This is a genomic window from Neobacillus drentensis, assembly GCF_036965425.1.
GTDB lineage: Bacteria > Bacillota > Bacilli > Bacillales > Cytobacillaceae > Neobacillus > Neobacillus drentensis_F.
Genome location: NZ_JBALPP010000029.1, coordinates 1 through 20,266, shown reverse-complemented (window position 1 = coordinate 20,266; position 20,266 = coordinate 1). Strand labels below are relative to the sequence as shown.

Genomic DNA, 20,266 nt, shown 5'->3' with positions numbered 1-20,266 from the left:
CTTTATTCATATAAATGACAAGCAACATACTGCCCAGATTCAATTTCATTCAGCACTGGGGTTTCAACTTTGCAAATTTCCATGCAGCTAGGACATCGAGTATGAAAGGCACACCCTTTTGGCGGGTTCGCCGGGCTGGGAACATCCCCCTTTAGCACAATTCTTTCCTTCTTTTGTGCATCATTTACTTCTGGTGCGGCTGAAATAAGAGCAAGAGTATAGGGATGCAGAGGGTTCGAGAATAGTTGATCCTTGCTTGCCAGTTCCACTACTTTTCCAAGATACATCACAGCTACCCTATCTGAAATATGCTCACAAACAGACAAATCATGGGTGATGAACATGTAGGTCAAATTATATTGATCCTGCAGGTCCTGCATTAAATTTATTACCTGCGCCTGGACCGAAATATCCAGCGCGGAAACAGGTTCATCTGCAATGATGAGCTTTGGATTTAACACTAGTGCTCTGGCAATTCCAATCCTCTGCCGCTGCCCTCCGCTGAACTCATGAGGATGCCGTTTGGCATAACTGGGATCCAACCCTACCTTATTTAACAATTCAGATACCTTATCTCTTCGTTCATTTTTGGTTCCGATATCATAAACCTTCATAGGCTCCAATAAGGTTCGCTCCACTGTCCATCTTGGATTAAGTGAAGCATATGGATCTTGAAAGACCATTTGAATATTTCTTCTAATTGCTCTCATATCCTGCTTTGGGAGGGTAGTTACATCTTTTCCTTCCAGTTTAATGCGTCCATCCGTTACATCGAGCAAACGAAGAATTAATCGAGCCATAGTAGATTTACCGCAGCCACTCTCTCCTACAATTCCGAGGGTTTCTCCCTTTCTAACTTGAAAAGAAACACCATCAACTGCTTTTACAGATCCAACTTGTTTGGAAAAAACGCCTTTTTTAATCGGGAAATACTTTTTAACGTCTTCCACTTCCAAAATATATTCATCTTGCTGTTTCAATATTGACATCGCTTACCCTCTCCCTCCCTTCAGAAGCAAGCCAGCAGGCTGATTCCTGTGCATCATTCACCTTGAATAGCGGAGGCAAGGAAGAATGACATTCATTCATTACATATGGACAGCGATCGGCAAAACGGCATCCTTTCCCCCAATTAATGGGGGCAGGAACCTGACCTGGAATGTAATGCAAACGTTTCTCTTTGAAGCCTTTTTTAGGTAATGACGCTAACAACCCTTTGGTATAAGGGTGTGCCGGGTTATTTAATACTTCTTTTACCGGACCTGTTTCGACAATTTTGCCTGCATACATGACAACGAGCCGGTCACAAACCTCTGAAACCACTCCAAGATCATGCGTTATTAATATCATTGACATGCCTTTTTTTGACTGAAGTTCTTTCATCAGCTCCAGGATTTGGGCTTGAATGGTAACATCCAAGGCAGTAGTTGGCTCATCGGCAATAATCAATTTCGGGTCACAAGCCATAGCCATAGAAATCATTACCCGTTGCCTCATCCCACCTGATAATTGATGCGGGTAATTATCATAAATTTCATCCGGCCTTGGAATTCCTACCTGCTTTAATAAATCAACCACTTTTTCTTTACGTTCTTTCCCTTTTAGTTTTTTATGAATTTTTAATGATTCACCAATTTGGTCCCCTATCGTGTAGACCGGATTTAGAGAAGTCATCGGTTCTTGGAAAATCATACTAATTTCATTGCCGCGAATTTTTCGCATTTCTTTTTTGGACAGTTCAAGCAGATTGACACCATTAAAATCAATGGTTGTTCCAGAAACCCTGCCAGGTGATTTGACAAGTCCCATTATCGAAAGCGAGGTGACACTTTTCCCACATCCTGATTCCCCAACAATCCCAAGCGTTTCCCCTTTACGGACATGAAAGGAAATTCCATCTACTGCATTAAATTCCGTTCTTCGAGATGTAAATGTAGTTTTCAAATTGCTGACTTCTAGAATGTTCGATTGCACGAATCATTCCCCCTTAAGAACCTGCTGTGATGGTAACTGTTTGTTTAAGACTCTCATCCATATAGGCAATTAATTGATCAAGAATCCCATCTGTATGAGCAAGCGAAATGGCATGATGCAGCAGATAGTTTGGCGAACAATATACTCCTTTACCCGCAAAAGCATTAATAAATGCGGCATATTTTTCCTTATCACTTGTGGTTGCGGTTCTGTAATCAACCAGTTCCTCATCGGTAAAGTACCAATGGAAATGTCCACCTCTACCCTGCATTTTTGCTTTAACTTGGTGTTTTTCTGCTAATCCGGCGAACGCGGCAATCAGCTTTTCTGTTCGGTTTTGAAGTGTCTGGAAAACCTGTTTTTCTTCATATAGCTCCATAAAAGCCATCGATGCAGCTAAAGAATTTTGGTGCCCATTGTACGTCCCAACAAATGAACATGTCCCTTTACCCGGTGTGACCGTTTCAAAAATAGAGGCCTTACCCGCTAAGCCGGCTAACATATACCCGTTACTAATCGCTTTTCCAAAGGAAGCTAAATCAGGGGTAACACCGTAAAGACCCTGTGCCCCTCCAGGTGATAAACGGAACCCTGTTAACAGCTCATCAAAAACTAGTAAAATATTTAAATTATCACAGATTTTCCTTAAACCTTGTAAGTACTCCTTCTTGGCAGGAATATAGCCAATATCAATCATCGTTGGTTCAATAATTAAGGCAGCAATTCTGTGCTTATTCTCCGTCAATAAACGCTCTGACACTTCAAGGTCATTAAATGGCAGAACAAGGGTACTCTTTACTACCTCTTCAATTAATCCAGAGGCACCAGGCAATGAATTTGGTGCGGATTTATCTCCCGCCTTTTGTAAATCCGGCCAAGTACTGACATATACTGCATCATGCCACCCGTTATACGCTCCTTCAATGACAGCCATATCTGACTTTCCCGTGTAGGCTCTTGCCATCGCCATAGCATGCATGATCGCTTCTGTGCCCGTATTGGTATAGCGAATCTGTTCAGCCGTTGGGACTAAGGAAAGAAACTTTTCAGCCGCTTTGATACTTAATTCCGTTTCTACACCAGTAACAATGCCAGAATTACTGTAAAACTTGACTCGATCATTAAAATCCTGGTCATCATGACCTAAAATGATCGCTCCGTTCCCCATAATACAGTCGATATATCGGTTTCCATCGACATCGGTAAGGTAAGCTCCCTCAGCCTTTTGGTAATAGATTGGGTGCGGGTTACGATAACGGGAATTGGAATGGACCCCCGCAGGGATTGAATTCAGTGCTCTATCATATAATGCTTTTGATTTTGCTAGTTCCATAATGTCACTTCCTATCTAAATTGTTTGACGGTATCAGCAGATAGCATATTTTTATATAAAAATTGATAAAATAATGGTTTCTTATTTTCTGATACGTTTCTATAAACCTCTTTAACCGCTTCATTTCCTCGCCAATAGGAATAAATAAACGGAGCCCTTAAACTATGCTTAAAGAAACGGAGTCTTGATTGGATCCAAATTTCCTCTCCAAAGGCAAATTCCTTTAAAAACGCAGCTACTTCGTTATCACTCTTTTGTTCTGCATGAATCATATGGGCTGCATTTATTCCGGAGATAGATTTGATTTCCTGATAAACTGAATAAATTTCATCATCGATTGTATTTACCCAATCTATGAAATTAATCCCATTATCTCCAATTCCTTCAAAAACTGAACTGCTTGCTGTATTGGTGATAACTAAAGCAGCATCAAGAGGTGTACATCCGGATTGAACGGCTATTTCCCTTATTCTCATATGTGTGGTATGGCCAGGGAACGACTCGTGACTAACTAAATGTTTTAAAGCTTCATAGGTGTAGGAAAGATCCCCATTAATATACATTTTACCGCCAACATAATCACAGTAAGCGCTGTATGGAACGCCAGTAACTATTACCGGAGTAACCTCGACATCTTCCATTTCAGGAAACATTTTTTCGACTACACGTTTTTTTGCTTCTGACAGCAAATCTTTTAAGACCGATTCGAGTTTTAGGAAAGGAACACGTTGAGCATGCTCCCATTTCCATACTTTCTCGGTTAAAGAACCGGCTAGCCCTCTTTTTGACAAAAGAGCATCTAGTTTTTGATGGAGTTCATTTCGTTCTGCAATCGAAAAGGGATTTTCATTCACATATAACAATCCTCTGACTTTTTCCCTAAATGAAATCTCCTTACCACTGCACCAGTTTGCCAATGTAATCAGCGAACCAATTTGCTGCTGCATGTAGTTCCGGCGAATCTCGGATTGAATGAATACATATCTGCTCCTCAAATGGTTCAGCTCTGAAAGAATTTCTTCCCAGCTGTCATACTGATTTGGCTTTTCAGATGTTAAATTAATAGGAACGAGACCTTCTTTATCAAGCGATGCTTCCGTGCTCGAGGAATACCTTTTCCGATAGAATTCATCCATCCCCAGGACAATTTGGGTATAGTCCTGGGATAATTTAAGGTCCAGTGCCTCAAATCCAGCTGTTTTTGTACCCACTTTATTTTTCCTCCGCTGTATCAAGGTTACCAAGCATAAATCCATAATCCCCAGGACTAACTTTATTAAAGAGACCTCGCGTTAAAATAACTAGATTCCGTTTAAATGGTGCACGAATGACTTCTAGTTCTTCGAAAGTTCTTGGATTGTACGTTCGTGCAAGCACCTGATTTCCTTCAATCACCTTTCCAACCGAACCAAAGTCAAATTCTGGAACCATGATACCACCCTGTGTAGGACGAATAATCGCAATTTCTGTCATAACTGTTTGTTCTGGTGTGGGAGTAACAGCTCCTGGGATCATTTCTAATTTACGCATACAATTAAAAATCCCTTCCACGCCTCTTTCAATATCCTTATCGAAGTTCGGACCTCCGCCAATTTCAACAGTAATGCTCGGGATCCCTTTTTCTACGGTGTATGTAGCGGTTGTTCCCTCATATGGATGAGCAGGACGATACAAAACTGGGAAATTAAAAGCTCTTGAAAGTTCTTCGTCGTTTTGAATATATACGTAGTCTACAACTGGAACTGCGCCACCTGCATGAAGATCAATGTATACATCAATTTCATCTAAAAAGTTTTTTACCATGGAATGTGCTAATTGTTCTGTCACCCATCCCTCTTTATCGCCAGGGAATACACGATTTAAGTTATTCATATCTAATGGAGTATTTCGCGTCATGCTTTCAAATGCAAGCGGATTGGATACGGGAAGAAGTTTAACCGTCCCAGCCAGTTCGGATTCATTTAAACGGTTATATACCCGCCTGATGATCTCGGCACCAATAATTTCATCGCCATGAACAAGAGCGGAAATGCCGAGTACCGGGCCTTCTTTTACCCCTTGAATCGTATGAATCGGTAATGATAATGGTGTTCCATTTGAAAGATGAGTAACAATAACCTCTTTATATTGGCGTGTGGATGTAATCGACATATTAATTCCTCCCATATTAATTCCTTTTTAATTTTGAATCTGTTAAATCCCTGATCCCGTCACCGAGTAAATTAAACCCTAAAACCGTAAACATGATGGCTAATCCTGGATAAATAGATAAATGTGGAGCTTCTCTAATGAATTTCATCCCAAATGCCAATGTCCATCCCCAACTAGATTGTGGAGGTTGAATTCCCAGTCCCAAAAAGCTCAAGGTTGCTTCAGAAACAATGGCAACCCCAAGTCCTAATGTTGCTACGACCACTACAGGAGCTAAACAGTTGGGTAAGATGTTAAAAAAGATAATCCGGAAATCATTAGAACCAATTGTCTTAGCGGCTTGAATATACTCCTCTTCCTTTATCGCCAGCACATTAGCCCGGACAATTCGGGCATAATTTGTCCAATAAACAAAGCCAAGCGCTAAGATAACATTCTCAATCCCTGGTCCTAGAGCTGCAACAAGGGCAATCGCTAATAGCAAAACCGGAAATGATAAAACGATATCCACAAACCGCATGATGATGGTGTCCAGCCAGCCCCCATAATAACCAGATATTAACCCGAGTGTTACCCCAATAACCATCGCTAAACCAACAGATACAATCCCTACTTCCAATGAAACCCTTGCCCCAAAGATAATTCTTGTAAATAAATCCCGTCCATACTGATCTGTTCCCAATAGGTGTCCCTTCTCCATCGGTTTTAGCAGCCGGTCCGCCATATTCATTTGGTAAGGATCATGAGTCGCAATTAGCGGTGCAAAAAGGGCACATATAACCACTATTAAAACGAATGCCCCCCCAATTAAGACAGATTTGCTTTGGGTAATAAAATAAAAGAACTCTTTGACCTGAAAACCTCTTTTTGATTGTTTTGCTGTTTTCTTCTCGATTTGAACTTGTTTTGATAGTTCCATTATCCTCCCCCCTATACTCGTTGAATTTTTGGATTGATAATGGCATATAAAATATCCACAATTAAATTAATCAGAGCGAAAATTAACGCAATCATTAATACACAGCCTTGTACCACCGGAAAATCCCTCTGACTAATGGCGGTAATAACAAGGCGGCCAATCCCTGGCCAGGCAAAGACGGTTTCCGTTACAATCGCTCCCCCAAGTAAATTTCCAAATTGGAGTCCCACAATGGTTACAACTGGTATTAAGGCATTTCTGAAGCCATGTTTAATAATGACCATCAATCCTTTTACCCCTTTTGCCTCTGCAGTTCGAATATAATCTTCTTTTAAAACTTCGAGCATAGCGGAGCGAACCATTCTGGTAATAAGGGCTGCACTCATGACTCCTAATGTAAAGGCCGGTAATAGTAAATGCTGCAAGCTATCCACAACATAAAAGAGATTCCCCGTTTGAAGTGTATGTCCTATGGATTGGAATAACGGCTCCCCTCTTCCAAACGAGGGAAGAATGTTTAAGTTAACGGAAAAACCAATGATCAATAATAACCCCATCCAGAAAACCGGCATGGACACTCCCAACTGAGCAAAAAACATACTGACGTAATCCAGCCAAGAAAATTGCTTGACTGCTGATACAATGCCCAAAGGGATTGAGATGATTAAAGCAATAATCATGGCCAACAACGCTAGCTCAATGGTTGCTGGAAGGTGCTTTATAATTAATGAAATAACGGGTACATCCTGAAAAATCGAAATTCCCAAATCCCCGTGAAAGAGTTTTTTAAGAAATAACAATAGCTGCACGTAAATTGGCTGATTTAATCCGAGAACTTCCCTAAGGTGTTCTAGGTCCTCTTTTGTTGCATCCTGGCCAAGCAAAGTCATTGCCGGATCACCAGGAATGAGGTGAAGCAGAAAAAAGACAAGAATAGAAATCCCTATTAACACCGGAATAAATTGAAGCAATCGTTTTATGATAAATGTTGCCATCGAGAACACTCCTGACTTTCAAGATAGAGGGGGAAACCCCTCTATCTTTTTTTCAGTGTTATTTTGATATTTCCGCATCCTTTAAACCGTAGAGGTTTCCGCTTGGGTGTACAGTAAATCCTGTAAGATTCTTACCGTACATGGCAATATAGCCTTGGTAAAGCAATACATCATACGCCACTTCATCTGTTACAATTTTTGCGGCTTCTTGATAGATTTTAGTTCGCTCATTTTGGTCTAACGTTGTTCTTCCTTTATCTAGTAGACTATCAACTTGTGGGTTGCTGTATTTTCCATAGTTGCTTCCACCTTTTGAATGGAATGGATTGTAAAATGAACGGTCTGGATCTACTTGATTTAGCCAACCGACTAAAGCAATGTCGAATTTACCCTCTGTTAAGGCAGTGTTAAACGTTGGGAACTCACTTGTTTTCACCTCGGTTTGGATACCGAATTTTGTAAACTCATTTTGAAGATATTCAACCGTTTGAATTCGGTTAGGGTCTTCACTATGAGTTGAGAGGGTAATCGTTAATTTCTTTCCGTTTTTATCCAGGACTTTATCACCATTGGTATCTTCCCAGCCTGCTTCTTTAAATAATGCTTTCGCTTTTTCCGGGTCGTAGGAATAACCAGAAATATTATCTGTGTATGCCCAAGATGGTGGAATAATCGGCGATTTACCAGGCTTATCCATGTTTTGATAAATATCTTTTGAGATGACCTCTTTATTTACCAAATAGGAAATCGCTTGTCTTACCTTTAAATCAGATAAGATAGGGTTTTTCTGATTAAAGTTCAAATAAGTAAAGCCTAATCCTTCCATTTCTTTTACTACGAATTTATCATTTCCTTTAATTCGCTTTATATCTTGAGGAGAAAGTGGAGAATGTACTAAATCAATATCCCCCGACTCTAACGAAGCTACTCGAGTTGAGTTATCTGGAATAATAAAGTAAGTTACCTTTTTGGTTTTCGGCTTTCCATTCCAATAGGAATCATTTGCTTCAAATGATATCTTGCTATTTTTATCCCATTCCACCATTTTATATGGGCCAGTACCAATCGGGGTACTTGATAACGAGTTGTCATTTTTTTCGGCGATATGCTTTGGTACAATCCCAATATCCAAATAACTTAAAAGTGGCGCGAAGGGTTGCTTTAGCGTGAATTTCACTTGGTTAGTCCCTATTACCTCTACCGATTTTATTGGGGTATAGAGTGAGGCAGATGGCGCTTTGAAATTTGGATCAATTAATGTATCGTACGTATACTTAACGTCTTCTGCAGTAAATGGTTGGCCATCATGGAATTTGACATTTTCCCGAAGCGTAAAAATCCAAGTGGTAGGATCAGGATTTTCCCATTTTGTTGCCAATGACGGCTGTGCTTCCAATTTATCAGACAGACGTACGAGGCCGTCATAAACAAGTTCAGTAACCCTTTTGGCGGATGTGTCTTTTGATAGACGTGGATCCATTGTGCCGGCATCCACATCCAAGCCAACTTTGATTTCATCCTTTTTAGCCGCTGCGTTTCCATTGCCACTTTCATTTTTAGTACCTTCGCTGCCATTGGATGGTTTTTCATATGAACAGCCTGATAATAGTATTGAAAAGATTAATCCAATAACAAAGAATAATGATAACCAAGTTTTTCGCTTCATAACTTTTCCCCTCTCATTAAAATAAAAGTTTTTTAAACCCCTAAAAGCTCTAAGTATTGCACCTCCTTGGAGCATTTATTGAGAATTTCACAGCCATTTTCTGTAACAACTACTATATCTTCAATCCGAATCCCATATTGATTCGGAAGATATAATCCAGGTTCAATACTAAATGCCATTCCTGATTGGATAACATCATGGTTGTTTCGATGGATAGATGGCCCTTCATGGAGTTCTAGACCAATCCCATGACCAGTTCGATGAATAAAATATTGATCATACCCCCACTTGGCAAATGACTTCCTAATAAACAAGTCAATTTCTGAAAATGCCACACCCGGCTTGACCAACTCAATAGCCTGTTCCTGTGCCTCTCTTATGATTTGATATAAATCTTCAAATTGTTGATTTTTTCTACCTAGATAAAAGGTTCTTGTAATGTCAGAACAATAATCGTGAAACACCCCGCCCATATCGATTAATATTGGCTGATTGAATTGAGAGATGTGATCACTGATTGTATGATGTGGATTGGCTGAATTTCCCCCGAAACCAATAATAGGTTTAAAGGACAATTCATTGACACCATGTTCAGCAAAAAAACTTTTAATGGTTGCAGCAACCTCTCGCTCGGTTGTTGGAAAATGCTGCAGTTGGAGGATTTGATACATCACTGCGTCTGCAATTCTAGCTGATTGCCTCAATGTATCAATCTCTTTTTCATCTTTTATTTCTCTTAATTTTTCAACAATGGTACTCTTTTCGACCCTTATTGCCGGAAGTGTTTTTAATAGATCAATTAAAAAAGAACAAAGCCAATTCTGATCTATCCCTAAATTTTCATGGCCGGAAAAATGGGCTGCCAATATTTTGATTGGTTCCACTTCATCACTGTAATAAATTACTTCAAGTTCGTTAGATTTAGGTACTTGGTCTGAAAACATTTGATGAATAATTAGTTTCGTTTTTTTGCTGGGTGATAAAAGTAAGACTGTCATTCTTTCTCCTGTATCAATATTCGCTCCCAATAGATACTTAAGATTATAGGGAGAAGTTACTACCAAATGGTCAAACCCATTCGATTCCAGATTTTGATAACATTTCATTAGCCTTGAAGTATATGGTTCCATTTTTTAGCACTCCTTTTTTTAGCAAAAAATAAAGACCAAGCCATGCCGAACAAACCCTTAATAAGGTTAAATTCGGACAGCTTGGTCTTAAAATTCGTTGGTATGAATAGGGGCTGCCTATCCACTGAACTTTAGGCTCGCTGGAAAGATATTTTTTAACTGAAAATTTAATTAATTTTAATTATACTGATAATTCAAATTAATTCAATACTTTTTAAAAAATTATTAGGATTAAATTGAAACACTCATAGATTTATAAATTAAATATTGGTTATACGCATCCTTCATTGCTGAAATTATCGCTTTTTTTCCTAAACCGAAATATCTTTTCTCGAATCTCTCAATTGGTACTTCTATCCCTTCTTTTAAATCGTGACCTGACAAAATACTTTTAATGAAATCTGTACACATATTTGTAACAAAGGTACAAGAAGCATTCAAAATACGGTCAGTATTTGGATCTATTTCAAATCCTACTCCCATAACACCATAAAGGTTTTTGGCTGCCATTCCATCGGGTAATCGGGAATATCCAGTACAAATAATCGTTTCATTGGAATTCATAATAGGTGCCCCCTCTATACATATTTAGTCACTCTAAATATTATTATATCTCGATGTATAAATGATGGAATACCCTTTTTAAAAAATCTAAACATTCCAAAAATGAGGAGCCTAATTCTTTTCCTAATAAGCTATCGACCAATTTTTATCCAAAAAATCACCCCCTTTCTATATTAATTGGAACATAGAAAGGAATTGGTGATTTAAATCACGATATTGGATCTTTTGGTCTTAATTCACTCTTTTCGGCCCTGTCCAGTACATTTCCCTTAAACGGTATTTTTGTAGTTTTCCAGTAGCTGTTTTAGGTAATGCCTCCACAAATTCGACCGCTTTTGGTGCTTTGAAGTGTGCTATATTCGAGCGGCAAAACTGAATGATTTCTTCCTCTGTTACTTCAGCATTAGGTTGAAGAACAATAATGGCCTTGGGAACCTCACCCCATTTTTCATCAGGAACAGCGATTACTGCACATTCTAATACAGAGGGATGTCTATATAGAACACCCTCTACTTCTGTTGAAGAAATATTTTCCCCCCCTGAGATAATCAAATCCTTAGACCTGTCACGGATCTCAATAAATCCATCTGGATGAGTAACTGCTAAATCACCCGTATGGAACCAGCCATCCTTAATAGCTGCAGCTGTCGTGACAGGATCCTTATAATACCCTGCCATAACCACGTTACCGCGAGTTATGATTTCACCTAATTCCTCACCATTCCAAGCCACTTCTGCCCCGTCTTGATGAACAACCTTCGTTTCACCATTAAAAGCAAGTTCAATACCTTGCCTTGCTTTGATGGCTGCTTGTTCATCTGCCGGCCTTAAATCAAACTCTTTTTTCCATTCACAGTATAGAATGAATGGTGATGTTTCTGTAAGCCCATAAACATGGATCATGTTTAAGCCCAGGATATCTTGAGCTTTGTGAATAAGTGCGGCCGCAGGAGGCGCACCTGCTGTTGCCATGCGAGGATTCGTTTTTATTTTAATTTCTTTAGCCTTTGGATCATTCACTAGCATATTAACGACGGTTGGCGCTCCGCATAAAAGTGATATTTTTTTAGATTCAAATAATTCCAGAATTAGAGGCGGGTCCACTTTTCGTAAACACACATGCGTAGCCCCTGCACCAGTGATTCCCCAAACACCGCCCCAACCATTTGCGTGGAACATTGGCAGTGTATGCAGATAGACATCATCGTGATTTACACCTAGATGGTACATAAAATTAGCGGCATTCAAATAATTTCCCCGATGGGTTAGCATGACTCCTTTGGGTTTTGAGGTCGTGCCGCTCGTATAATTTAGGGTTAGCAATTGATTTTCTTCGATCTCAACCTCAGGAGGTCCAGCTGAATCAGGGGCATGTTCTAGAAAAGCCTCATAATCAATTCCCGTTAATGAAGTTTCCTGACCTGGAATCCGTACAATCACGATTTGTTCGAGTGCAAGATTATTGATAATTTTTTCTATTGGAGCACAAAATTCCTCATCGACGATTAGCATTCGCGCATCACTATGACGGATGATATATTCCAAGTCACTTGCAGAAAGGCGGTAGTTTAAAGGGACCATGACTGCTCCAAGCTGGCAAATTCCATAAAAGCACTCCAACATATAATGGGTGTTCGGCAACATAACCGCAACATGGTCACCTTTTCCAATTCCTGCTTGTTCTAATGCAGCGGATAGCCGATCAACACGTTGTCCGAATTCCAGATATGTAAATTCCTTTTCTTCATCAATGACAGCGATTTTATTTGGGTAATACTTCACCGCCCTCCGTTTCCAGTCTAATGGTGTTAATGGGGCAAACATAAAAACCAACTCCTCAATTATATTAATGGGAGTGATGGATAATATTCGTAAATAATTCCCTTTGATGTTTACATCACAATTTTAATCTATTTCAAAAAATAGGAATTTGTCAATCTTTAATTCGAATTTTCTGAATTCACTTACAATCATATAAAAAAAGAAAAGCACATAGGCTTTTCTTATCTTAAATCATTATAAATCTTACTTATTAAGACTTTATTTGGATCCTGGCTTAACTCCCACATCATCGCTCCGCCCAGCCCCATTGACTTAATAAAGGATGTTTTATAACCAATCGATTCGGGATCATCATAGCTTATAAATTGCGAACCATTAAACAGCCAAGGTACCTTTGAATCAGGCTCCCAGTAACGGATAAACCCGTTTTTATTAAGGTAACTTGCTTCTAGTTGACCATAACTTAAAGCAGAACCCCCGCCAGTAAAAGATTGATATAAACCGTTATTTACATTGTTTACTTGGTTATATACTCTTCCGTAAAATGGTATCCCCATTACAAGTTTAGCAGCTGGTACCCCGCTATTGATATAAGTTTGTACCGCATCCTGGACACTAAACTCTGCAAATTTAGATTCTGGATCGCGAAATAACGGAGAATTCATTCCAGTTAAAGTGTCCCAAGATCCATGAAAATCGTATGTCATAAGCTGAATATAGTCTAAATACTGTTGTAGTAAGTTTAGTTCCGTATTGGCAACATAGCCTTTGTTAGCACCGCCAGCTATCGTTAATAAGTATTTTTTTCCATCGATTGCACTTTGAGCATCTAACGTTTCTCTAATTTTTTTAACCAAAAGGGTGAAATTCTGTTTATCTTCAGGGCGATGAATATTACCTGCTTCTCCCCCAGATACTGGATATTCCCAATCCAAATCGATTCCATCAAATCCATATTTTAAAATAAATTGCAAACAGCTATCTGCAAAAATCACTCTCGATTGATCAGTTAAGGCTACATCTGAAAACCTTTCTGACCATGACCAGCCGCCTACAGAGATTAACGTTTTTAACTGTGGATATTGTTGCTTTAGTTTCGTTAATTGATAAAAATTACCTTTATATGGCTGATCAACAGTATCACCTGGAAATGTTTGTTCGATATCAGCAAATGGGTCGCCAACTTCAATTTTTCCATCGGCATTAATATTGGCGAAGGCATAATTCAAATGTGTTAGTTTACTAGCATCAATGTCAGAAACCTGATAGTTAGAATAGGTTGCCCAGCCTGCGAAATAGCCTACTCTTTTATAATTTGATTGAATTGGAGTTGTTTGTGGTAAGGTTAAAACGTTTAGTGCACTACTTGCCGCTGATATATTTCCACGTGCATCCCTTGCTTTGATATAAAAACTATAGGATGTATTTGGGGTCAGATTGTTAGCCACATATTGCGTGGACGACACATTCCCTATCAATCTATTATTTTGGTAAATATCATAACCCATAACCCCAACATTATCGGTTGAACTATTCCATGCCAATGATACGGAGGTTTCCGTTATGGAAGTCGTATGAAGGTTGGTTGGTGAAGTTGGTGCCGTACGATCTGGTTTTGCCGCAAGTGCTGCCTTCCCATTTGGCAGGAAACTTAATAAAACTAAAAAAATAAGAATAATGTATGATAGCTTCTTCTTCAAAAAGTACCTCTCCTTACTAATCTTTTATTCTCATTTTAATATAAAAATTAGTAAGGAAAATAGAGGAGAAAGACATGTAAATTAAGGAAAATGGTACCTTGAGGATTAGGCACCATCGGAGTCATCGATTTCTATTTTTCATTTTATAATCCAGTAGTTTGAATGCATTTATTAATTTATCCCGCGGAACCGTCCCATACAAATCGCCAATGCTAATTTCGAAATAACTGGTCTCTTTACTTACATCGCTTACGTAACCAGATAGGCCAATTCCAGATTCCTTGTAAACTTCAGCTAAAATAATCTCCATTTCCTCTTTTGGAGCTTGAAAATGGACATGAAACATATTGGAGACTGGCACATGCGGAATGGTTGAAACACCATTACATTGATTATAAAAACCCGCTAATTCTTTGGCCTCCTCATAGTATTGCTCCATTTTGCCAATCCTCTTGTCAAAATAATAATCTGCACTTAGGAAATATGGATAAAGACTAATTAAATCTCCCCCATGACGCCTCTTCCATACTTTTGATTTCTCGATAAAATCTGTGTCACCTGCTAGAATAGCACCAGCAATTCCGCCAATTCCTTTGTAAAACGAAACATAAACACTATCAAATAGACTGCAAATTTCGGCAGCAGACTTTTCATAATATGGGGTAATCTCAAAAAGTCTTGCCCCATCTAAATGCAATTTTATTCCTCTTTCCTTACAAAAAGCGGAAATCGCTTCCAATGTTCTATAGTCTGGCAGCTGGCCGCCAATCTCCCGCTGTGGTAACTCAAGTAAAAGACAGGCAATTTTCTCCTTGATGCCTGCCACATCCTCGAACTCAATTACTCTAGATTTATCTGCTAAAAGAATCGATTCTATCTGATGCAGTTCTTTTAAGCCATCTTCCTCATGAATCTCCAAATGGCTTAATGGATGATAGGCTACTTTATTTACCTCTTTTTGATCACACCAAATTCTTAATGCAATTTGCTGGGCCATAGTGCCGCTCGGGAAAAATACCGCCTTTTCTTTACCTAAATATTCAGCCATTTTTTCCTGAAACTCTTCAATTATCGTTCCTTTTCCGTACATGTCACTTTCTAATTCTTCATTCATATCCTGCAATGCTTCTTTCAGGACTTGAATGTTTCTCGTTCCATGACCTGGTACTTTAAATGGGCTATGTTTAAAAGCCTCTTGTAAAAAATTATTATCATTCATGCTTCCAGTTCCTTTCTCTCTATGCCTATGTAACTACTATATCAGAAAGTTATTGAAATCCCAGAACTGGATGAGGAACATATGGGTCTTCCATAAATGAAATTTCATCAGAGGTTAATTTAACGGAAAGAGCAGCCACCGCATCGTCCAGATGATGCATTTTCGTCGCACCAATTATTGGTGCTGATACCGGTTCCTTTTGCAGCACCCAGGCAAGAGCGATTTGAGCTCGCGGTACACCACGTTTCTCTGCCACTTTTGCAACTCGTTCAACCACTTTTCGGTCTGCCTCAACCGTTGCAGCATAAAGCTTTTTCCCGAATTCATCGGTTTCCGAACGGGCGGTTCCTTCTTCCCAATCCCTTGTCAGTTTTCCTCTAGCCATCGGGCTCCATGGAATAACACCTATTTTTTCCTCTTTACACAGTGGAAGCATCTCCCGTTCTTCTTCCCTGTAGAGGAGATTTAGATGGTTTTGCATGGAGACAAACCGAGTCCATCCATTTCGCTCGGCTATATGTAAAGCCTTAAGGAATTGCCACGAGTACATAGAGGATGCGCCAATATATCTGGCTTTTCCTGCCTTCACGACATCATGCAAGGCCTCCATCGTTTCTTCAATCGGTGTATGGTAATCCCAGCGGTGGATTTGATATAGATCCACATAATCAGTTCCAAGCCTCTTTAAGCTGTTATCAATTTCAGCCATGATGGCTTTCCTTGAAAGGCCCGCTCCATTAGGACCTTCATGCATGCGCCCGTGTACCTTTGTCGCAATCACAATCTCATCGCGCTTTGCATATTCATTTAAAATTCGTCCGACAATTTCCTCACTGGTGCCATCTGAATAGACATTAGCTGTATCAAAGAAGTTAATCCCATATTCAAAAGCCTTCTTTATTATAGGACGGCTTTCGTCCTCATTTAGAACCCATTGGTGTGCCCCGCGTTCAGGTATGCCAAAACTCATGCAGCCTAGGCAAAGTTGTGATACATCCAATCCAGTATTACCAAGTTTCACATACTCCATTTTTAAACCCACTTTCTTTATAAAATCGATGACTTTCACCTAACATTTCCAATTATATTGTACAACTTATTTTTAGATTACTGTCATTTTCTGCATATTAATGATATTTTTCAGATATTCATATTCTTTTTGCTCCAGGATATCAATTTCATTGTTTGTTGCAAGTAATATTTGGTCCCTGCACTTGGAGATTCTTTGGATCATCGGGTGTATCGTTAAACTTGAGAGATTCACAAAGTCATATAGGTCGTTCAAGCAAACCGGCAATTTATAGCCTTTATTACTGCTGGCAATTAATAACCCGCTATCGCGCAGTTTGGAAACAATATTTGAACGAAAGTTATGAGGATTCATTTTGATGTCTCGAATAGCATTAAGATTTTCTAAGATTTCTTCTGTATACACGTATTCATCTGGATTTTCCTTTAGATTAAATAAAAGGAACTTTAGAAAATCGATTCGAAGCTTTTCATCCTCTTCTTCACTTTTTCGATGTTTCTCGATATACTTGTAAGCTAAATTTACAGCTTGTTTGATAATAATCTCGTCATGTTTGGAGTTTTGGTCGTCTGATTTGTAATCATAAAGAAAGTTTTTATAGTTTAGGGGTAATAGGTTGATTGCAGCTATTTTATTTTTAATTATTTTGATATAAGAGTGGTATTTTGCAGTATACTGGGTTTGTTCATAGCCTTTTGCAATTGTCGTAGCGATTAACTCCGCTAATAGAAGGATGCTATCGGACTGGTTATTATTGAATCCAAAAGCCGAATAATTAAAGAGGTCGGGAATACTTTTTGTCCCTATGTAATTTTTAAATTCATTCAAAAATGGTTTTGTTTCTTGCTCATTAGCCGTTAAATCAAGCTGTTCAAAGGTTCTATTTAAATCATCATATATCATCCGATTTAAATATTTAATAAACGGCGTTTTATGCATTATTCCAAAGTCTTCTCTAATTTTTTGCTTATCAAACACATATGCATAAACACTGAAGGGTAAATCCTTTAGATCATTAAATATTGGGACTGTGTCTAATTCCATCTTTTGAAAGGATTTAACCAATTCCGCTTCCAGCCAATCCTTATTAGAACTTTTTACTAGAATTGCAACAAGAATAAAGTGGGTTGAAACATCGTTTTTGTCAAATGAAAAACTATAATCGCCGCATTCATTCAAAAATGCAAATTGAATATCGTCCATCCTGCCCACCCCGCTAAAAAAATTTTATATCTATAATTTCAACAAAATTTTATCTAAACCTCTTTAAAATTCCTTTTTTCAGACAAATAAAAAGGTTAACCAAATGGTCAACCCTTTATTTTTCCAACATTAATTTTAAGATAAGTTCATCTGTTTGGCGTGTTCCTTCATTTCCAAGCTTACAGAAGCTCTCAATACTTTTTTCCACGTCATCGTGTATAAAGCCGTCCGTCGATTGGATTTCTTGATGATTCAATGCTAACAATGCAGACTGTACAGCGACATTTGAACAGGTCGAAACTTTCATTGCACAGCCTGCTTTGGCCCCGTCGCAAATCATTCCGGATACGTTTCCGATTGTATTTTGAATCGCCGCTTTTATTTGCCCGAGTCCGCCATCTAGCAGGTAAACAATAGCTCCACTCGCACCCATACCGGCAGCTGTTACCCCACATAAAGCAGAGAGGCGGCCGAATTTCGATTTGATATGAATGGTTATAAGGTGGCTAAGTGCAACAGCCCGAATCATTTTTTCCTCAGATACCTGCAGCTTTTCTGCTGCTGCAACAACTGGTAGTGTCACGGCAATTCCCTGATTGCCGCTCCCTGTATTTGCCATTACCGGAATTGTTGAACCTGCCATTCTGGCATCTGAACCGGCGGCCGCTAACGACATGGCAGCAGTAGCAATATCATCCGAAAGGATTCCTTTTTTTACATTTTGTTTAATCGTTTTACCTACTTTTAATCCATAATCACCGGAAAGTCCTTCATTTCCAATAAAACGGTTTAATTCAATACTCTTTTTAACCAGCGTTAAGTCCTTAAGATCCGCCTCTAATACCCATTCATATATTTCATCAATGGTTAATGCTTCTAATTCCTCTTCATCTGTTTGGATGCCAATATTCTCACATCCGCCAAGGAAAACTGCTTTCTCATCAACTTCTATTAAGGTGATATTACTGTGATTATCAGAAATGACCACTTTTGATGTTTGTTGATCTGTTTCTACGCTGACTTCAATATAAAGTCTTTTTGGAGTATCAGCTTTTCCGGCTAATACCTTTCCTTCTTCAATGAGCTTTAATGCTGAGAGCTCATCCTCAATTGTGAGACCTTCTAAAATTTCTAGGTTTTTATCTGGATTGCCTGCTGACGCTCCTAGCGCAGCTGCGAACTCGAGTCCTTTTGATGACATCCCTGGAATTCCAACAGATTTTGCATTTTTAATAATATTCCCGCTTGCTTTTACGGTAATTGCCTGTATTTCACCCTTTGCATGGCTCTTTGCTGTGGCCGCTGCCAAGGCAATCGCTACTGGTTCTGTACAACCAAGGGCAACAACTAGTTCTTTCTCTAAAACAGCTAATATTTTATGCTTTTCCATATTGTCCCCCTGCTAAGATCACTTTTCTAATATTCTACCATAATTAGTCCAAAGGTTTTAAATCACTTTCTTCCAATCTTTTTGGGACTAGGTACCTAAATAAAAAATGCCTTTGTCTCTTTAGGTTTGAAGACAAAAGCATTACTTTGATTAAAATACAATCGTTTTATTTTGATGAACAATAATTCGGTCTTCTATATGCCATTTTACGGCACGGGCCAAAACGCTTCGTTCTATGGAGCGGCCAATTTTTTTTAAGGTATCAACATTAGCACGGTGGTCAACGCGTGCAATATCCTGTTCGATAATCGGACCCTCGTCCAAATCATTTGTTACATAATGAGAAGTTGCCCCAATTAATTTTACTCCGCGGCCATATGCTCGTTCATACGGTCTTGCTCCAATGAAGGCAGGTAAGAAAGAGTGGTGAATGTTGATTATTTTATTTGGATTAGCGGCCACAAAATTCGGTGTTAGAATTTGCATGTAACGTGCTAAAACGATTAAATCGACATCATATTCCTTTAGCAGATGAAGCTGCTTTTCTTCGACCTGTTCACGAATTTCTTTATTGGCTGGAATATAGTGGAATGGAATCTTTAGACCCTCTACCACTTCTCTTGCCTCTTCATGATTACTGATAACAACGGCAATCTCGGTCATTAAATCACCGCTTTGCCATTCCCATAAAAGCTCTTGAAGACAGTGCAATTCCTTCGATACAAATATCGCAGCTTTCTTCACTTTATAAACCGGTGTTAGCCTCCAGTCCATTGAAAACTTTTCGGCGATATCGGTAAACTGCTTTTCCATCCCGGCAGCTTTTTCTTTTAAACCTGGGCATTCAAACTCAATTCGAATGAAAAATATGCCGCCCTCTGGATTGGTTGAGTACTGACTCGACTCAAGGATATTGGCATTATGCGAAAATAAAAATTGTGAGATGGCGGAAACAATTCCAGGCTGATCTGGACAGCTGACTAATAAACGTCCGCGATTTTGATTCTGGTATTTAAATTGTTCAATTTGATCTTTAAAAGTAGTGTTCATGATAAAAGACCTTTCCGATTAATTAATGAAAATCATTATACCCTAGGTTTTCTTTAATGTTAAGAATTTTCTTGAAAATTTATAATTTGTTTACATAATATAATTATGTACTGATTTTCCCTTTTAATTCCAATTTGTTACCTTCTTTCCAACGAATAAC

The 20,266-nt window shown here is 38.8% G+C and carries 17 protein-coding genes; all 17 read right to left on the bottom strand.

All coding sequences use genetic code 11. The features are described 5' to 3' along the window. Positions 1 to 2: 2 nt before the first annotated feature. On the bottom strand, positions 3 to 989 hold the full coding sequence (locus tag V7161_RS07710; RefSeq protein WP_335443722.1) for an ABC transporter ATP-binding protein: 987 nt from the start codon (positions 987 to 989) through the stop codon (positions 3 to 5). Next, the gene (locus V7161_RS07705; protein WP_335443720.1) at positions 964 to 1,974 is read right to left on the bottom strand and encodes an ABC transporter ATP-binding protein; all 1,011 of its coding nucleotides are present in this window, start codon (positions 1,972 to 1,974) and stop codon (positions 964 to 966) included. Before V7161_RS07705 ends, V7161_RS07710 begins: the two co-directional genes overlap by 26 nt. 13 nt (positions 1,975 to 1,987) lie before the next feature. After that, complete coding sequence (locus V7161_RS07700) at positions 1,988 to 3,307, bottom strand: aspartate aminotransferase family protein (protein ID WP_335443718.1); 1,320 nt, start codon at positions 3,305 to 3,307, stop codon at positions 1,988 to 1,990. 11 nt (positions 3,308 to 3,318) lie between these two features. Next, entirely contained in the window at positions 3,319 to 4,518 is a 1,200-nt protein-coding gene (locus V7161_RS07695; RefSeq protein ID WP_335443717.1) for a hypothetical protein, read from the bottom strand. Position 4,519: 1 nt separating this feature from the next. Then, on the bottom strand, positions 4,520 to 5,458 hold the full coding sequence (locus tag V7161_RS07690) for a succinylglutamate desuccinylase/aspartoacylase family protein (protein ID WP_335443715.1): 939 nt from the start codon (positions 5,456 to 5,458) through the stop codon (positions 4,520 to 4,522). Between the two features lie 16 nt (positions 5,459 to 5,474). Further along, complete coding sequence (gene nikC, locus V7161_RS07685) at positions 5,475 to 6,377, bottom strand: nickel transporter permease (RefSeq protein ID WP_335443714.1); 903 nt, start codon at positions 6,375 to 6,377, stop codon at positions 5,475 to 5,477. Positions 6,378 to 6,388: 11 nt separating this feature from the next. Further along, positions 6,389 to 7,372, bottom strand: coding sequence for an ABC transporter permease (locus tag V7161_RS07680; protein WP_335443713.1), 984 nt, complete (start codon positions 7,370 to 7,372; stop codon positions 6,389 to 6,391). 58 nt (positions 7,373 to 7,430) lie between these two features. After that, positions 7,431 to 9,038 carry an ABC transporter substrate-binding protein gene (locus V7161_RS07675; protein ID WP_335443711.1) on the bottom strand — a complete coding sequence of 536 codons (1,608 nt, stop codon included), beginning with the start codon at positions 9,036 to 9,038 and terminating at the stop codon, positions 7,431 to 7,433. Positions 9,039 to 9,070: 32 nt separating this feature from the next. After that, positions 9,071 to 10,168 (bottom strand): M24 family metallopeptidase, encoded by a 1,098-nt coding sequence (locus tag V7161_RS07670; protein ID WP_335443709.1) that lies wholly within the window; start codon positions 10,166 to 10,168, stop codon positions 9,071 to 9,073. 231 nt (positions 10,169 to 10,399) lie between these two features. Further along, the gene (locus V7161_RS07665) at positions 10,400 to 10,732 is read right to left on the bottom strand and encodes a DUF3870 domain-containing protein (protein ID WP_335443708.1); all 333 of its coding nucleotides are present in this window, start codon (positions 10,730 to 10,732) and stop codon (positions 10,400 to 10,402) included. A 231-nt stretch (positions 10,733 to 10,963) separates the two neighbouring features. Continuing rightward, positions 10,964 to 12,556: a long-chain-fatty-acid--CoA ligase gene (locus V7161_RS07660; RefSeq protein WP_335443707.1), complete on the bottom strand. Its 1,593-nt coding sequence runs from the start codon at positions 12,554 to 12,556 to the stop codon at positions 10,964 to 10,966. 179 nt (positions 12,557 to 12,735) lie between these two features. Next, positions 12,736 to 14,214, bottom strand: a complete 1,479-nt coding sequence (locus tag V7161_RS07655; RefSeq protein ID WP_335443705.1) for a glycoside hydrolase family 18 protein — start codon at positions 14,212 to 14,214, stop codon at positions 12,736 to 12,738. Between the two features lie 121 nt (positions 14,215 to 14,335). Next, positions 14,336 to 15,433 (bottom strand): threonine aldolase family protein, encoded by a 1,098-nt coding sequence (locus V7161_RS07650; protein ID WP_335443703.1) that lies wholly within the window; start codon positions 15,431 to 15,433, stop codon positions 14,336 to 14,338. Positions 15,434 to 15,482: 49 nt separating this feature from the next. After that, entirely contained in the window at positions 15,483 to 16,463 is a 981-nt protein-coding gene (locus V7161_RS07645) for an aldo/keto reductase (protein WP_335443700.1), read from the bottom strand. Between the two features lie 72 nt (positions 16,464 to 16,535). Beyond that, on the bottom strand, positions 16,536 to 17,666 hold the full coding sequence (locus V7161_RS07640) for a hypothetical protein (protein WP_335443698.1): 1,131 nt from the start codon (positions 17,664 to 17,666) through the stop codon (positions 16,536 to 16,538). Between the two features lie 115 nt (positions 17,667 to 17,781). After that, positions 17,782 to 19,056 carry an L-cysteine desulfidase family protein gene (locus V7161_RS07635; RefSeq protein ID WP_335443696.1) on the bottom strand — a complete coding sequence of 425 codons (1,275 nt, stop codon included), beginning with the start codon at positions 19,054 to 19,056 and terminating at the stop codon, positions 17,782 to 17,784. A gap of 150 nt (positions 19,057 to 19,206) precedes the next feature. After that, positions 19,207 to 20,106 carry a formyltetrahydrofolate deformylase gene (gene purU, locus V7161_RS07630; protein ID WP_335443695.1) on the bottom strand — a complete coding sequence of 300 codons (900 nt, stop codon included), beginning with the start codon at positions 20,104 to 20,106 and terminating at the stop codon, positions 19,207 to 19,209. Positions 20,107 to 20,266: the final 160 nt, after the last annotated feature.

Coding starts and splice junctions, on each gene's coding strand:
- V7161_RS07660 (WP_335443707.1), bottom strand. CDS start 12,556: ATGTTTGCCCCATTAACACCATTAGACTGGAAACGGAGGGCGGTGAAG.
- nikC (WP_335443714.1), bottom strand. CDS start 6,377: ATGGAACTATCAAAACAAGTTCAAATCGAGAAGAAAACAGCAAAACAA.
- V7161_RS07640 (WP_335443698.1), bottom strand. CDS start 17,666: ATGGACGATATTCAATTTGCATTTTTGAATGAATGCGGCGATTATAGT.
- V7161_RS07670 (WP_335443709.1), bottom strand. CDS start 10,168: ATGGAACCATATACTTCAAGGCTAATGAAATGTTATCAAAATCTGGAA.
- V7161_RS07650 (WP_335443703.1), bottom strand. CDS start 15,433: ATGAATGATAATAATTTTTTACAAGAGGCTTTTAAACATAGCCCATTT.
- V7161_RS07645 (WP_335443700.1), bottom strand. CDS start 16,463: ATGGAGTATGTGAAACTTGGTAATACTGGATTGGATGTATCACAACTT.
- V7161_RS07635 (WP_335443696.1), bottom strand. CDS start 19,056: ATGGAAAAGCATAAAATATTAGCTGTTTTAGAGAAAGAACTAGTTGTT.
- V7161_RS07710 (WP_335443722.1), bottom strand. CDS start 989: ATGTCAATATTGAAACAGCAAGATGAATATATTTTGGAAGTGGAAGAC.
- V7161_RS07675 (WP_335443711.1), bottom strand. CDS start 9,038: ATGAAGCGAAAAACTTGGTTATCATTATTCTTTGTTATTGGATTAATC.
- V7161_RS07700 (WP_335443718.1), bottom strand. CDS start 3,307: ATGGAACTAGCAAAATCAAAAGCATTATATGATAGAGCACTGAATTCA.
- purU (WP_335443695.1), bottom strand. CDS start 20,106: ATGAACACTACTTTTAAAGATCAAATTGAACAATTTAAATACCAGAAT.
- V7161_RS07680 (WP_335443713.1), bottom strand. CDS start 7,372: ATGGCAACATTTATCATAAAACGATTGCTTCAATTTATTCCGGTGTTA.
- V7161_RS07665 (WP_335443708.1), bottom strand. CDS start 10,732: ATGAATTCCAATGAAACGATTATTTGTACTGGATATTCCCGATTACCC.
- V7161_RS07690 (WP_335443715.1), bottom strand. CDS start 5,458: ATGTCGATTACATCCACACGCCAATATAAAGAGGTTATTGTTACTCAT.